Annotated in this window: 11 protein-coding genes; 7 read left to right on the top strand and 4 right to left on the bottom strand. The window is 41.9% G+C overall.

All coding sequences use genetic code 11. From position 1 onward, the window contains the following. The first annotated feature begins 158 nt into the window (after positions 1 to 158). Entirely contained in the window at positions 159 to 1,847 is a 1,689-nt protein-coding gene (locus RS893_RS21855; RefSeq protein ID WP_315787813.1) for an efflux RND transporter periplasmic adaptor subunit, read from the top strand. Between the two features lie 30 nt (positions 1,848 to 1,877). Beyond that, positions 1,878 to 5,000 carry an efflux RND transporter permease subunit gene (locus RS893_RS21850; RefSeq protein WP_315787812.1) on the top strand — a complete coding sequence of 1,041 codons (3,123 nt, stop codon included), beginning with the start codon at positions 1,878 to 1,880 and terminating at the stop codon, positions 4,998 to 5,000. Here RS893_RS21850 and RS893_RS21845 read toward each other — a convergent pair. From RS893_RS21845 to RS893_RS21835, 4 genes are all read right to left on the bottom strand, one after another. After that, positions 4,953 to 5,771, bottom strand: coding sequence for an FAD-dependent oxidoreductase (locus RS893_RS21845; protein WP_315787811.1), 819 nt, complete (start codon positions 5,769 to 5,771; stop codon positions 4,953 to 4,955). The genes RS893_RS21850 and RS893_RS21845 overlap by 48 nt on opposite strands. Before the next feature lie 57 nt (positions 5,772 to 5,828). Beyond that, on the bottom strand, positions 5,829 to 6,422 hold the full coding sequence (locus RS893_RS21840; protein WP_315787810.1) for a hypothetical protein: 594 nt from the start codon (positions 6,420 to 6,422) through the stop codon (positions 5,829 to 5,831). A 79-nt stretch (positions 6,423 to 6,501) separates the two neighbouring features. Beyond that, entirely contained in the window at positions 6,502 to 6,732 is a 231-nt protein-coding gene (locus RS893_RS30360) for a DUF4396 domain-containing protein (RefSeq protein ID WP_396336469.1), read from the bottom strand. A gap of 191 nt (positions 6,733 to 6,923) precedes the next feature. After that, the gene (locus RS893_RS21835) at positions 6,924 to 8,993 is read right to left on the bottom strand and encodes a heavy metal translocating P-type ATPase (RefSeq protein ID WP_315787809.1); all 2,070 of its coding nucleotides are present in this window, start codon (positions 8,991 to 8,993) and stop codon (positions 6,924 to 6,926) included. Between the two features lie 491 nt (positions 8,994 to 9,484). Here RS893_RS21835 and RS893_RS30555 point away from each other — a divergent pair, with 491 nt between their 5' ends. From RS893_RS30555 to RS893_RS21815, 5 genes are all read left to right on the top strand, one after another. Beyond that, positions 9,485 to 9,718, top strand: coding sequence for a hypothetical protein (locus RS893_RS30555; RefSeq protein ID WP_425475831.1), 234 nt, complete (start codon positions 9,485 to 9,487; stop codon positions 9,716 to 9,718). Between the two features lie 21 nt (positions 9,719 to 9,739). Next, positions 9,740 to 10,060 (top strand): DUF411 domain-containing protein, encoded by a 321-nt coding sequence (locus RS893_RS30550; protein ID WP_425475830.1) that lies wholly within the window; start codon positions 9,740 to 9,742, stop codon positions 10,058 to 10,060. Between the two features lie 52 nt (positions 10,061 to 10,112). After that, a complete protein-coding gene (locus tag RS893_RS21825) occupies positions 10,113 to 11,573 on the top strand; it encodes a multicopper oxidase family protein (RefSeq protein WP_315787808.1) in 1,461 nt (486 codons plus the stop codon). Positions 11,574 to 11,773: 200 nt separating this feature from the next. Continuing rightward, on the top strand, positions 11,774 to 12,283 hold the full coding sequence (locus RS893_RS21820) for a hypothetical protein (protein WP_315787807.1): 510 nt from the start codon (positions 11,774 to 11,776) through the stop codon (positions 12,281 to 12,283). A 151-nt stretch (positions 12,284 to 12,434) separates the two neighbouring features. Beyond that, on the top strand, positions 12,435 to 13,670 hold the full coding sequence (locus tag RS893_RS21815) for an LL-diaminopimelate aminotransferase (protein ID WP_315787806.1): 1,236 nt from the start codon (positions 12,435 to 12,437) through the stop codon (positions 13,668 to 13,670). Positions 13,671 to 13,742: the final 72 nt, after the last annotated feature.

The raw sequence follows: 13,742 nt of genomic DNA, 5'->3' as shown, positions 1-13,742 counted from the left end.
CTGTGTGTTTCTTGATTTAAGAAGTAGTTTAAGTGCCATTTCATCCTAATTTCATTTCTACATGAAAGACTAAAAAATGTGTGTATATCTAACACGCACTAATAACAAAAACACGATATGCAATTTCCTTCCCCCAGAACTCAAGGACTTGAAGCACCATGCCCAACTCCTATTTCAAGCCACTTGTAGCAATTGGTAGTGTTTCTGGTACACTCCTCAGCTTGATATTACTGGTAACTCCCGCAGTAGTTCTAGGTCATGGCGGACACGCAGACGAATTTCAAGGTCCAAACCAAACCACTCAAACTACTGACTCAATTCAAGTTGATGCACAGACAGCCAAACGGTTGGGAATTAAAGTCGAGCCAGTCAAACGCCAGCGACTAGCTGTAGGAATTAAAACCACTGGACAAATTGAAACTCTTCCTAGCCAAAAAGTGGAAGTGACTACCCCAATATCTGGGGCGAAGGTGGTTGAATTGCTGGTGGAACCTGGTGCAAGGGTAACAAAAGGTCAACCCGTTGCCGTTGTTACTAGCCCTGATTTGGTAACATTGCGGGTGGAGTCTCAGGAAAAATTAGCACAAGCTCAAGCTGATTTACAGCAAGCACAAGCAGACTTGAGGCTGGCTCAACAAAACTACGATCGCTATCAACAAATAGCTGACTCTGAAATTGCTCAAGCACAAACTCAAGTTGACTTTGCCCAAGAAAAGTACGACAAAGACAAGCAGTTAGCTGATGCTGGTGCTTTACCCCGTCGTAATGCTTTAGAATCTCAAACCCAACTAGCTCAAGCTAAAGCAGAACTAACCAAAGCCAAGAGCCGTCGAAACGTGATTGAGGCAGAAAATCAACTCAAACGCGCTCAAGCCGCAGTTCAACTAGCAAAATCAAATATTCATCGCAGTAATACTAATTATCAAACTCGACTTGCTCAACTAGGAAACAGTGCCAACGCTAAGGGACTAGTAACAGTAGGCGCTCCCATCTCCGGTAAAATTGCTGATAGAGAAGTAACTATTGGTCAAACATTTAATGATGCTGGCGGCAAATTGATGACGATTGTCAACGATAGCCGACTGTTTGCCACAGCTAATATTTATGAAAAAGATTTAGGCAAAGTTAAGACAGGTCAACAGGTAAGTGTCAAAGTTGCTTCTGTACCTAAGCGCACTTTTACAGGAAAAATTGCCGTAATTGGGTCTGTGGTAGAAGGCGAAACGCGGGTAGTACCTGTAAAAGCCCAAATAAATAACTCAGGCGGAATCCTTAAACCAGGGATGTTTGCAGAACTAGAAGTCCTGACAGACCAAACCTCAGCACCTAGTTTGGCTATTCCCACTTCAGCAGTAGTTGACGCGAATGGTAGAAAAGTTGTGTATTTGCAAAATGGTAATGCTTACCAACCTGTAGAAGTTACTTTAGGACAAACTTCTGGGGACATGATTGAGGTTAACAGTGGCTTATTCGAGGGAGATATGATTGTTACCCAGCGTGCTACTCAACTTTATGCACAATCTCTGCGAGGGGGTAGCAAACCAAAACAAGAAGAAGCGAGAGAAACTCCTGCACAGACAATAACAGAGCCTAAAACACCATACTTGCTATGGCTGTTAGGAGCAGGTGGAGTAGCTGTGACTGCTACTTTAGCTTTCATGGCTGGTGTTTACATCACAAGTCGTCGCAGCAAGTCACGTCAGCTAGTGCTAGTAGGTAGTTCGTCGGAGTTAGATACACCCGCTGCTCAAACAGAAAATTATCACAATAATTCTAAATCGCCAGCCTTATCTGCTTCGACCACCGATGGAAATGAGCATGAAGATACTCATTTTCCAAAATCTTAACTAAATTAATTGCCCTAAATTTAATCAAATATGCTAAACGCGATTCTCAAGTGGTCGATTGTCCAACGCTGGATAGTTGTGCTGGGGGCAATTGTTGTCACTTTTTTGGGTGTGTATAACCTCACCCAGATGCCTCTAGATGTTTTTCCTGATTTTGCCCCACCCCAAGTAGAAATTCAAACCGAAACCCCAGGACTCGCTCCCGAAGAAGTCGAATCTCTCATTACTTTACCAATCGAAAGCGCAGTCAATGGTACGCCGGGAGTAGAAACTGTGCGTTCTTCCTCGGCTGTTGGTATTTCTGTTGTAAAAGTAATTTTTAAATGGGGTACTAATGTTTATCAAGCACGGCAATTAGTCACAGAACGATTGCAACAAACTGTGCAGAAATTACCAGAAGGTGTGGAAAATCCACAAATTTCTCCAATTTCTTCACCTATTGGTACAGTTCTGCAATATGCCTTAACTACCGAAACAACTCCGATGATGGAAGTGCGGCGTTTGGTTGATCGAGATATTACCAATCGACTGCTAGCTGTACCGGGTGTTTCTCAGGTGATTGCCTATGGTGGTGATGTTCGTCAATATCAGGTTTTAGTCGATCCAGCCAAGCTTAAGGCTTTTAATGTCACTTTAGAAGAAGTCACAGCAGCAGCAAGAGGTGCAAATGTCAATGCTGCAGGTGGCTTTTTAATTAATCCCGACCAAGAAATAGTTATTCGCGGAGTCGGACGCATAGATTCAATTGAACAATTGGGAAATTCGGCAATTACAGCTCGCAATGGTACGCCAATTTTACTCAAAGATGTGGCAGATGTGCGAATTGGTGCAGCCCTCAAGCGTGGAGATGGCAGTTTAAACGGTCAAAGAGCGATCGCAGTGATGGTTAACAAGCAACCCCAATATGATACCCCGACCGTCACCAGAGCGATCGAAAGAGCAATGGAGGAAGTCAAAGCTGGCTTACCCAAAGATGTCAAAGTTATCGAAACCTTCCGCCAGAATAATTTTATCGATGCCGCGATCGCAAATGTGACCAGTTCTCTACGTGATGGTATCATCATCGTTTCGATTATCCTGCTAATATTTTTAATGAACTGGCGTACCGCAGTGATTACCCTGAGTGCCATTCCTTTATCAGTTTTGATTGGGATGATGATTTTGGCCTTATTTGGTCAAGGTATCAATACTATGACATTAGGAGGTTTAGCTGTCGCCATTGGTTCGGTAGTGGATGATTCTATTGTCGATATGGAAAATGCCTACCGGGGTTTGCGAAAGAATCAACTAGCGGGAACTCCTGTGCATCCTTTGAAAGTTGTGTATGATACCTCTGTAGAAGTCAGAGTTAGTGTAATTTTCTCTACCGTAATTATTGCCGTCGTCTTCGCACCCATTTTTTCACTGACAGGCGTGGAAGGTCGGATATTTGCACCGATGGGGATTGCTTACTTAGTGTCAATTTTTGCTTCTACTTTAGTAGCAATGACCCTTTCCCCGGCTTTGTGTGCGATTTTGTTGGCGAACAGACGATTACCAGCAGATGATACTTGGGTAAGTGCTTTCTCACAGCGACTTTATCGACAGATTCTGAATTTTTCGATGCGGTTCCCGACAATTATCTTAGCAGTGGCAGCAGCATCTTTAGTGGCATCTTTAGTTATTCTGCCAAGTTTGGGACGAGTATTTTTGCCGGAGTTTCAAGAACCATCTTTAGTCAACGCAGTGCTTCTGTATCCAGGAAGTTCTCTAGAAGCAACTAATCAAGTTGGATTTGCGATGCAGGATGCTCTCAAAAATGATAAACGATTTAAATCAGTGCAGTTAAGATCCGGACGTGCGCCTGGGGATGCAGATGCAGGTGGGGTTAACTTGGGACATTTGGATGTAGAACTGAGTGCAGAGGGATTGAAAGATAGAAAAGGAAGTATTGAAAAACTGCGAGCCGAATTTGCGAAGATACCCGGTGCTGCGCCCAATATCGGCGGGTTTATTTCTCACCGCATGGATGAAGTATTATCTGGGGTAAGAAGTGCGATCGCTATCAAAATTTTCGGCCCTGATTTGGAAGAACTACGCCGTTTAGGTTCCCAAGTTCAAGCAGCAGTAAGTAACATTCCTGGACTTGTAGACTTACAACTCGAACCCCAAGTCCCGATTAAACAATTACAAATTCAATTTAACCGTGAAGCAGCAGCTCGTTATGGCTTAACTGTAGGTAATCTGAGTGAGATAGTAGAAACTGCTTTCAATGGAAGAGTAGTATCTCAGGTTCTTAAAGACCAACAACTATTTGATTTGGTGGTTTGGTTAAAAGAAGATGCTCGTAATAATTTAGATATTATTCGTAATTTACTAGTAGATACTCCCACAGGTCAAAAAATTCCTCTGGCGCAAGTCGCCAGTATAGATTATGGAACTGGCCCCAATACAATTAACCGCGAAAATGTTTCTCGCCTGATTGTTGTGTCTGCAAACCTATCAGGACGAGATTTAGGTTCTGTGATAGATGAAATTCAAACTCAAGTCAAAAATTCAGTACAACTACCCACAGGTTACTTTATTCAATACGGCGGTCAGTTTGAATCAGAACAACGAGCTACTCAGAATTTACTAGTATTTGGAGGACTGGCAATTGTTGTTATTGGTATATTAATGTACTTTGCTGTTAAATCTGTCGCGGCGATGCTGATGATTATGATTAATTTACCTCTGGCAGTGGTTGGCGGAATCTTTTCCATTGCTTTGGGAGGTGGGATAATTTCTGTAGCTTCCTTGGTAGGCTTTATTACCCTTTTTGGCGTAGCAACACGCAACGGCTTGCTACTGGTAGATAATTACAACAATAAGCTGGCACAGGGAATGACTTTAAAGGAAGTAATTTTTCAGGGATCGATGGAACGCTTAGTAGCTATTTTAATGACAGCTTTGACCTCCGCTTTGGGAATGGTTCCTCTAGTCATTGGTACGGGTGCGGGTAAGGAAATTTTGCAACCTCTAGCGGTGGTGGTACTGGGGGGATTATTTACCTCGACAGCCTTAACATTAATAGTGTTACCTGCTTTATACGCTAAGTTCGGTAAGTTGTTAATGCCAAAACAAATGTCAAGTGTTGAACAACAAAAGGGAGTTGGAGCAGTATTGGAGTGGTAACACGATACTTTCGACTTCTACAGGGCGATCGTCACAGGACAAAGTTAAATTTAAACATTTGTCTGCCTTAGCTATTTTGTCAACCTGACTGTTGGGACAGATTCTCACTCCTAAATCGCTAATTTCTGCTTGAATCATATTCCGCAAGTCTTCATCTTTGACGGGTAGAATGTTATCTTCGGCTACAACTAAAGTCACCTTCGATATTAGTCCGTTCATAATCCCCGCTAGCTTGACGGCAATATGGTTACTGCCCACAATTGCTAAATGATCTGGTTGCTGCTTAAGTGTGAGTAATTCGCGGGTAGTAATTGCATATTCAATTCCGGGAATACCTGGTTTGGTGGCTTTGCCACCCACCGCCAACAATATTTTTTCAGCAGTGTATTGGCGATCGCCAAGGTCTATAGTATGAGCATCTAATAATCGGGCATTTTCTGTGAATAGTTTTGCTCCAGCTTCTCGCAGATGCTCGGTGTGTACCTGTGAGAGATGATTGATATCATGATTTCTGGCTGCCATAAATTGTTGCCAGTCAAAGTTGGTTTGTACCTTACCCCAGCCATATTCGTCAGCATTGCGAAAAAACTTGGAGAAACTCGCTGCATAGGTCATCAATTTTTCGGGTATGCAACCATGCACTACACAGGTTCCACCCACTTGATCTCGTTCGGCGATCGCTACTCGCGCCCCATATTTAGCAGCACGTTCGGCAGCTGCAACACCTCCTGGCCCTGCACCAATCACAAAAAGGTCGTAATCATAACTCATCGCGATGTCCTATGTTATTTATATTTTCGTAATAATGTTGTCATCAATACCAAGTAATTATTGGCGGCCGTATCGCTTGATCGCCTCCTCTTGGTTTATTTCCTCTGCTAAAACCACAAAAACATACCCAAGGGTTTGTTTTTTGCCAAAAACGAGTTTGTTTCGTGGAATGGCAACAGGTGTTCCACCAAAATCGATAAAGCCTAAAGTATTTTGCCAGTCACCAATCCGGGCGCGTAAAACTTCACCTGTAGTAGATTCCAACTCTCCCAAAATCTGACCGCGTGCATTAATAAGTGTTGCCCCTTCATAGCCTTGTGTTGATTTAGAGACAGCAAAGTTTTGGGATATAGGTGCTTCATTCAGTACTTGTAAAGCCGCTTTTAATTGTATAGAAGCTTCTTTCGGCTTACCATTTTGGATCGAGTGCCGTACCTCTTCCAAGGCTTTTTCCGCTTTTGCAAAGTTGCCGTTACCCGATTGGGCATACATTCCGACTTTAGCAACACGACGGGCTTCGTCAATCGCTAACATTGCTTGCTTGCGCTTTCCCTTAGTAGCGATCGCCTCAGCAGCATTGCGCATATTTTTAACTATTCCCTTTTGGAGAATCTCTGCATTTGCACTTACTACTTGTGGAGAAGATGACACGGCTGCTGTCTCACCGAATACTACAGAGGTACTAACTAAACCAAACGAAATAACCAGACAACAACTAATCTGTTTCCAATTAAGACATCCTATGTTTCCATCCAATTTTGACCATAATGTAATTAGTAGGAATTGTTGCAATCATGCCAACAATTAATCCCAGACTTGCAAACCCCCAGAACGCATATGTATAAGGGGGTGGTTGTTCGCCAACAACAAAGGGAGTTATCCTTCTCATCACATAACCCATGCCGATCATCACACTGAGCATAGAAAAGAATTCAGCGCGAAATGCCTTAAATAACGAGATCCCGACTTTTTGTACTTAAAAATCGAGAGTAAAGAATTTTAGATATGTGAGCGATCGCATCTTTACAAGAATCACTCGCAATTTATATCTATCTATTTTGAAGATAGTAATCCTGACAATCCTTTGCTTCGAGCGTCATCTTAGACTCTGCGTACCTTTGCGTTTCCCTCAGCGTCCCTTTGCGTTTAAAACTAAGCCAACTTCGCTCGTCGCAACATCACAGCGTTAATTGCCACAATCACAGTTGATAAACTCATTAACAACGCCCCCACTGCTGGCGAAAGCAAAAATCCCCAGGTATAAAGCACACCAGCAGCCAGGGGGATGGCAATTACGTTGTAACCTGTTGCCCATGCCAAATTTTGAATCATTTTGCTGTAAGTTTTTTGTGCTAGATTGAGGGCTTTAACCGCATCTAAAGGATCATCTTCAATCAACACTAAGTCCGCAGATTCAATTGCCACATTAGTTCCTGCACCGATCGCAATCCCAATATTAGCTTCTAAAAGTGCAGCTGCATCGTTAATTCCATCGCCAACAAAAGCTGTTGCACCTTCTTGTTTCAATTGTTTGATAATATTAACCTTGTCTTCTGGCAAAACGCGGGCATAATAACGATCAATACCTAAATCCTCGGCAACAGTCCGGGCTACAGCTTCCGCATCTCCAGTAATCATGATTACTTGAATATTTTTTTCCTTTAACTTCTTTACCGCTTCTCGCGCCCGTTCTCGCACTTGGTCAGCCATTGAAATTACGGCAACAGCACTTTTAGAAGTCATTAAAACTACCGCACTTTCTCCGCGTTCGTCTGCTGTATTTAGTCCTTGACGTAGAGATGATGGTAAATTCAGATTTTGTTCTTCCACCCATTCCGGACGACCGATTTGGTAAGTTTCACCGTTAACTTTCCCCTCCACACCCCGACCCGTTACTGTCTTAAAATCGCTCATTTGGGGTAAATGCAGTTGGCGGCGTTCGGCGGCTTCCACCACTGCTTTAGCTAACGGGTGTTCGGAAGAAGTTTCCAAAGCTGCGGCTATTGCTAAGGCTTGTTCTTCTGCAATAGAGTCGCTAACAACTCTTTGAACTGCAAAGCGTCCTTCTGTCAGAGTTCCAGTTTTATCGAACGCCATATTTTTAATATCTTTTGCCCGTTCTAAAGCATCTCGGTTTCTTACCAAAATGCCGTTTTTAGCAGCTAAACCAGTAGAGTTGGCAATTACCAAAGGAATCGCTAAACCAAGGGCGTGGGGACAAGTGATAACTAATACGGTAACAGTACGGTTGACAGCAAAGAGTAAATCGCTAAAAAACAGCCAAACAAAGAAAGTGAGACTACCAGCAGCGATCGCAATGATAGTTAACCAGTAAGCTGTGCGGTCTGCTAAAACTTGATATCTACTTCTTGAACCCTGCGCCTCTTCTACCAAGCGCATAATCTGATTAATTGTCGTGTCACCACCAATACGAGTAACTTTAACTTTTACCGAACCTTCACCGTTAACCGAACCAGCTACGACTTCATCACCTTCATGTTTAGGAACAGGACGAGATTCACCTGTAAGAAAAGATTCATTAATATTGGTGTCTCCCTCAATGACAATCCCATCATTGGGAACCTGTTCGCCCGGACGAATTAAGATAATATCTTCTGCTTGAATGTCGTTAACTGGCACATCCTCAACTTTACCGTTAGTAAAGCGATGAGCTTGAGAAGGTACTAATTGTGCTAAATTTTCCAAAGCCCGACTAGCACCTTGAACTGACGCCATTTCTACCCAATGTCCCAGCAACATGATATCTACTAGGGTTGCTAATTCCCAATAAAAAGGCATCCCCCGTAAACCCAGAGAAACTGCCAAGCTATAGACAAATGCTACTGTGATTGCCAGTGCAATCAAGGTCATCATCCCGATTTTGCTGTGCAGTTCGTTCCAAGCACCTTTTAAAAATACCCAACCGCCATAGAAATAGATGATGATTGCTAAAACCGGGTTAATCCACCCCGAACCAGGAAAGGCGATCGCTTCGTAATTCAACCATTCTTGTAATTGGGTGGAAAAATATAAGATTGGTAAAGTCAGAACCAGGCAGATAAAAAAGCGACGTTTGAAAATTTCCGGGCTGTGTCCAGCGTGTTTACCATGTCCAGCGTGTCCACCGTGTTCCAAATGTCCTGGTTGATGTTCTTTAGGGTAGTGATGTTGCTGATGTTCTGTAACAGAGTCAACAGGTGTTCTATGGTTGCGATGTGCCATGACGAATTACAGTGAAGCCGGTAGAACAATGAAGTGAGGTGGCAGAAAGTCGCTTGCCTTACTGGACATCAAAGCTAGATTGATATTCATGATGAACTAAAGGCATATACACTCCTATGTTTAGGATTTGTACTTTCTTATTTAGAAGAATAGAAAAATACTTCAAAACAGTGCTTCTAACTATGGGAATAAAAGAAAATTTTTAATTTTCTTACTTATACATATGTTAAATTTCATCCTGATTTCATTTTGATATGCTTGCTCAAAAAACTGTGAAGTAATGTTTTAAAATTAAAATATATTTTCAAATTGTGCCTGATATACTCAGTAATAGACATCACAATAATTAGTAGTAATTTTAGTTGACTCTCCATCTAACCAGAGAGTCTAAAATAGAAGAAGTGTTTTGGAACCATGAACTAAATTAACTCATCATTAGTAATCAAAAATTAGTTTGGGATTTTGATGATGAAAAACGTTTATTTAATTCGATGAATAAAATATCCCGCCCTTTAGTATCAGTCATTATTACTACTGGAGTAGTAGCTACTACTTATGCAACAGTAGCTCTGTTAAGCAAAGGAAATGCTAATTTAGACAATAATCCACAAACATTAGTCAGCAATTCTCCATTAATTTCCACCACAAGCATCTGGGACAAAGAAACAGAACCTTACTCAGGAAATCAAGAAATCACAGTTTATCGCAGTCCGTCTTGTGGTTGATGTGGAGAGTGGATTAAACATATGCAAAAGCACGGGTTTACAATCAAAGAAGATATTAAAACTGATGGAATGGAGGCAATTAAGCAAAAGTACAACTTGCCTCAAGATTTAGCATCGTGTCACACAGCAATTATTGACGGTTATGTAATGGAAGGACACATACCCGCCGATGATATTAAACGTTTTCTCAAACAAAAACCCAAGTTGGCAGGTTTATCTGTACCGGGAATGCCTTTAGGAACGCCAGGAATGGAATCAGGCAATAGAAAACAGCCGTTTGCAATTTTAGCGTTTGATAAAAAAGGTGAAGTAGAAGTTTTTAAAGAGTATCAAAATTACTAATTTTGAAAAAAAGTGAGGAGTAAAAATCTCAAATTATAACAAACCATGAATTATGAAAAACATAAATCGCCGTCAGTTTATCACCCTGGCTGCGGCTGGTGCTGGAACGGCTGTAGCTGCTAGTTGGATATGGGAAAGAGTTAGTACTTCTCAGTTATCAGCAAAACCAGCAATTGACTTGCCTAAGTTGCATAAAAGTAATAATGGATTATTAGAAATTAACCTCGAAGCTAGTAACCGTGCTGTAAAATTGGGTGACAAACAAGCATATTTATTAACTTACAACGGACAAATACCCGCACCACGCCTGGAAGCAAAACCAGGAGATACCGTCCGCATTCATTTTACTAACAATCTTTCTCAACCAACTAACCTCCACTACCACGGACTACACATTCCACCTACGGGTAATGCTGATAATGTCTTTTTAAGCATTGAGCCAGGAGAAAGTTTAAACTACGAATTTACTATTCCTTCTAACCATTGTGCTGGGACGTTTTGGTATCATCCCCATCGCCACGGCTTTGTGGCGGAACAATTGTTTGGGGGATTGGCTGGTTTATTGATAGTGCGGGGGGAATTGGATGAAATTCCCGAAATTAAAGCCGCCAAAGAAGAATTTTTGGTGCTGCAAGATTTTGCTGTTGATGGTGAAGGAAGGTTAATGTCTTCAGCACATATGTCAATTATGACCGGACGTGAAGGAGATGTAATTACCATTAACGGTGATCCTAACCCCTCTTTCTCATTTCCGGCAAAAGGAATGGTAAGATGGCGAATTCTCAATGCTTCCACCTCCCGCTTCTATCGGTTGTCACTGGAAAATCATCCTTTTTACTTGATTGCGACTGAAGGAGGGGCATTAACCGAACCTGTAGAAATTAGTGAATTGCTGCTAACACCAGGACAACGAGCAGAAGTGCTGATTAAAGCAGATCAAAAACCAGGAAAATATCGCTTGCTCAATCTACCTTACGATCGCGGCGCGATGGGAATGGGTATGATGGGCACAAGAGGTATGATGGGCAGAAATGATGACACATCTACAGTTTTAGCAACTATTAATTACGGTTCGGCTATAAAACCCGCTTCTTTACCTAAAAAACTATTGAAAATACCAGCTTTACCCGAACCAAGGCAAGTGCGTCGCTTTGAACTTAATCATGGTATGGCTCCTGGTATGGGTATGGTCTTTCTAATTAACGGTCAGTCCTACCAGCATGAACGCATTGATACCCAAGTCAAATTAAACACAGTAGAAGACTGGGAAATTGTCAATACAGGGGTAATGGATCATCCCTTCCATCTCCACGTTAATCATTTTCAAATCATTAGTCGCAATGGTCAGCCAGAACCTTATCCCGCTTGGAAAGATACAGTTTTAGTACCCAGAGGTGAAACAATCCGCATTCGCGTTCCTTTCCGCAATTTCGCTGGTAGAACTGTTTATCATTGCCATATTCTCGACCATGAAGATTTGGGGATGATGGGGACACTGGCAATTCAAGGGTGATTGTTTTTTGTAACAAGCTGGTTTTTGTATGTCAAATCATTGAAACTTCAGTGAATGCTCATCTTGACTAAATATAACTATATAACTATTTGACAAATTTTATTTCAATTTCATTTTTATTTGAAATACTAAATATTACCATTCTCACTATAATTGCTCTCAAATCAGCAACACTCTTGTATAAACACCATTCGTTAAAAATGAAGACTAGTTATAAATATCTGAATCTTAGTTTTGTACTTGTAGTAAGTGTCGGATTATTTTTTTTAGCTGCTTGTAGTCATAACAATCAAACTGCTAGTACAGATAATAATACTTCAGTAACCTCTAACTCCAGTTCTGGCTCGGCAACTACTTCTGCTTCACCTGCTGCTAAAACAAACAATGAACATGGTGCATCTAAAGGTGGTCAAGTTGTAGAGACAGGAACTTATCATTTAGAATTTGTTCCGGAAAAAGAAGCAAGTGCAACTCACATGGATTTATACCTACTAAAAGGTGACAACCATGAAACAGTATCTAACGCAAAAGTAACGGCTGAAGTTCAGCTACCCGATGGACAACACAAAACAATCCCTCTCATTTATGATGCCAAAGGCAAACACTACACGGCTACACTTGCTGAAAAAACTACTGGTCAGTATCAAGTGAAAGTTACTGCGAATGTGGTCGGTAAAAAGGTCAACGGTCGGTTTAGTTTCAATCAGTAACTGCTTGGCGTCAGAGAATTTCGTAAAGTATCTACAGTGACGCTTCGCCTACACAGATGATGAAAACTAATATTGGCGATCGCAACTCAACCAAGATATCGCACATAGCAGTAAGCTGGTTTATTTAGAGCATTTATAAAAATTCCCAACTATGGCTACGATTAACGACAACTACCTCAAGCTGAAAGCTGGTTATCTGTTTCCTGAAATTGCGCGTCGTGTCAACGCTTTCGCAGAAGCTAACCCAGATGCCAAAATTATCAGGTTAGGTATTGGTGACGTCACCGAACCATTGCCAGAAGCTTGCCGCACTGCGATGATTAAGGCTGTAGAAGAAATGGGCGATCGCGCCACTTTCAAAGGCTATGGCCCGGAACAAGGTTACGCTTGGCTACGAGAAAAAATAGCTACACACGACTTCCAAGCGCGGGGGTGCGAAATTGATGCATCGGAAATTTTTGTGTCTGATGGATCTAAGTGTGACACAGGAAATATTCTTGAAATCTTTGGCAAAAATAATACTATTGCCGTCACTGACCCTGTATATCCGGTATATGTAGATACTAATGTTATGGCGGGAAATACAGGCAATTCTAACGATAAAGGCGAGTATGAAGGTTTAGTTTATCTGCCAATCACAGCAGAAAATAACTTCACCGCTACTATCCCCTCACAGAAAGTTGATTTAATTTACCTCTGCTTCCCCAATAATCCCACCGGTGCAGTTGCTACTAAAGAACATCTCAATGCCTGGGTAGACTATGCAAGGGCGAATGGTTCAATCATTTTCTTTGATGCTGCTTACGAAGCCTATATTACTGATTCAGAAATTCCCCACTCTATCTATGAAATTGAGGGAGCAAGAGATTGTGCGATCGAATTCCGTTCTTTTTCTAAAAATGCTGGATTTACTGGTACGCGGTGTGCATTGACTGTTGTACCCAAGAATCTCACAGCTAAAGCTGCTGATGGTTCCGATGTGGAACTGTGGAAACTCTGGAATCGCCGCCAATCTACTAAGTTTAATGGTGTGTCCTACATCGTACAACGCGGAGCTGAGGCAGTTTATTCTGAAAACGGACAAACGCAAACCAAAGCCCTGATTAGTTTTTACCTAGAAAACGCTAAAATCATTCGCGAGCAACTAACAGCAGCAGGATTAGCTGTCTACGGTGGTGTAAATGCACCTTATGTCTGGGTGAAAACACCCAATGGTCTTTCGAGTTGGGACTTCTTCGACAAATTGCTGCATAGTTGCAATGTTGTGGGTACACCAGGATCTGGCTTTGGTGCAGCAGGTGAAGGTTATTTCCGAATTTCCGCATTTAATAGTCGGGAGAATGTCGAAGAGGCGATGAAGCGGATTACAACCCGCTTTTGTGCATAACTTCTGCTATCCCACTTCACAAAAACCATTTCGCTAGAGACACGGGAAACTCATATCGGTGTCTTTACGTCG

It is taken from the genome of Fischerella sp. JS2 (assembly GCF_032393985.1).
Lineage (GTDB): Bacteria > Cyanobacteriota > Cyanobacteriia > Cyanobacteriales > Nostocaceae > Fischerella.
Note: the sequence above shows the minus strand (reverse complement) of the source record. Positions and strands in the feature narration are given on the sequence as shown.

Excerpts from the sequence above, each read along its gene's own strand:
- RS893_RS30555 (WP_425475831.1), top strand. The coding sequence starts at position 9,485 with ATGAATAAAATATCCCGCCCTTTAGTATCAGTCATTATTACTACTGGA.
- RS893_RS21820 (WP_315787807.1), top strand. The coding sequence starts at position 11,774 with ATGAAGACTAGTTATAAATATCTGAATCTTAGTTTTGTACTTGTAGTA.
- RS893_RS30550 (WP_425475830.1), top strand. The coding sequence starts at position 9,740 with ATGCAAAAGCACGGGTTTACAATCAAAGAAGATATTAAAACTGATGGA.
- RS893_RS21825 (WP_315787808.1), top strand. The coding sequence starts at position 10,113 with ATGAAAAACATAAATCGCCGTCAGTTTATCACCCTGGCTGCGGCTGGT.
- RS893_RS21845 (WP_315787811.1), bottom strand. The coding sequence starts at position 5,771 with ATGAGTTATGATTACGACCTTTTTGTGATTGGTGCAGGGCCAGGAGGT.
- RS893_RS21815 (WP_315787806.1), top strand. The coding sequence starts at position 12,435 with ATGGCTACGATTAACGACAACTACCTCAAGCTGAAAGCTGGTTATCTG.
- RS893_RS21855 (WP_315787813.1), top strand. The coding sequence starts at position 159 with ATGCCCAACTCCTATTTCAAGCCACTTGTAGCAATTGGTAGTGTTTCT.
- RS893_RS21850 (WP_315787812.1), top strand. The coding sequence starts at position 1,878 with ATGCTAAACGCGATTCTCAAGTGGTCGATTGTCCAACGCTGGATAGTT.
- RS893_RS21835 (WP_315787809.1), bottom strand. The coding sequence starts at position 8,993 with ATGGCACATCGCAACCATAGAACACCTGTTGACTCTGTTACAGAACAT.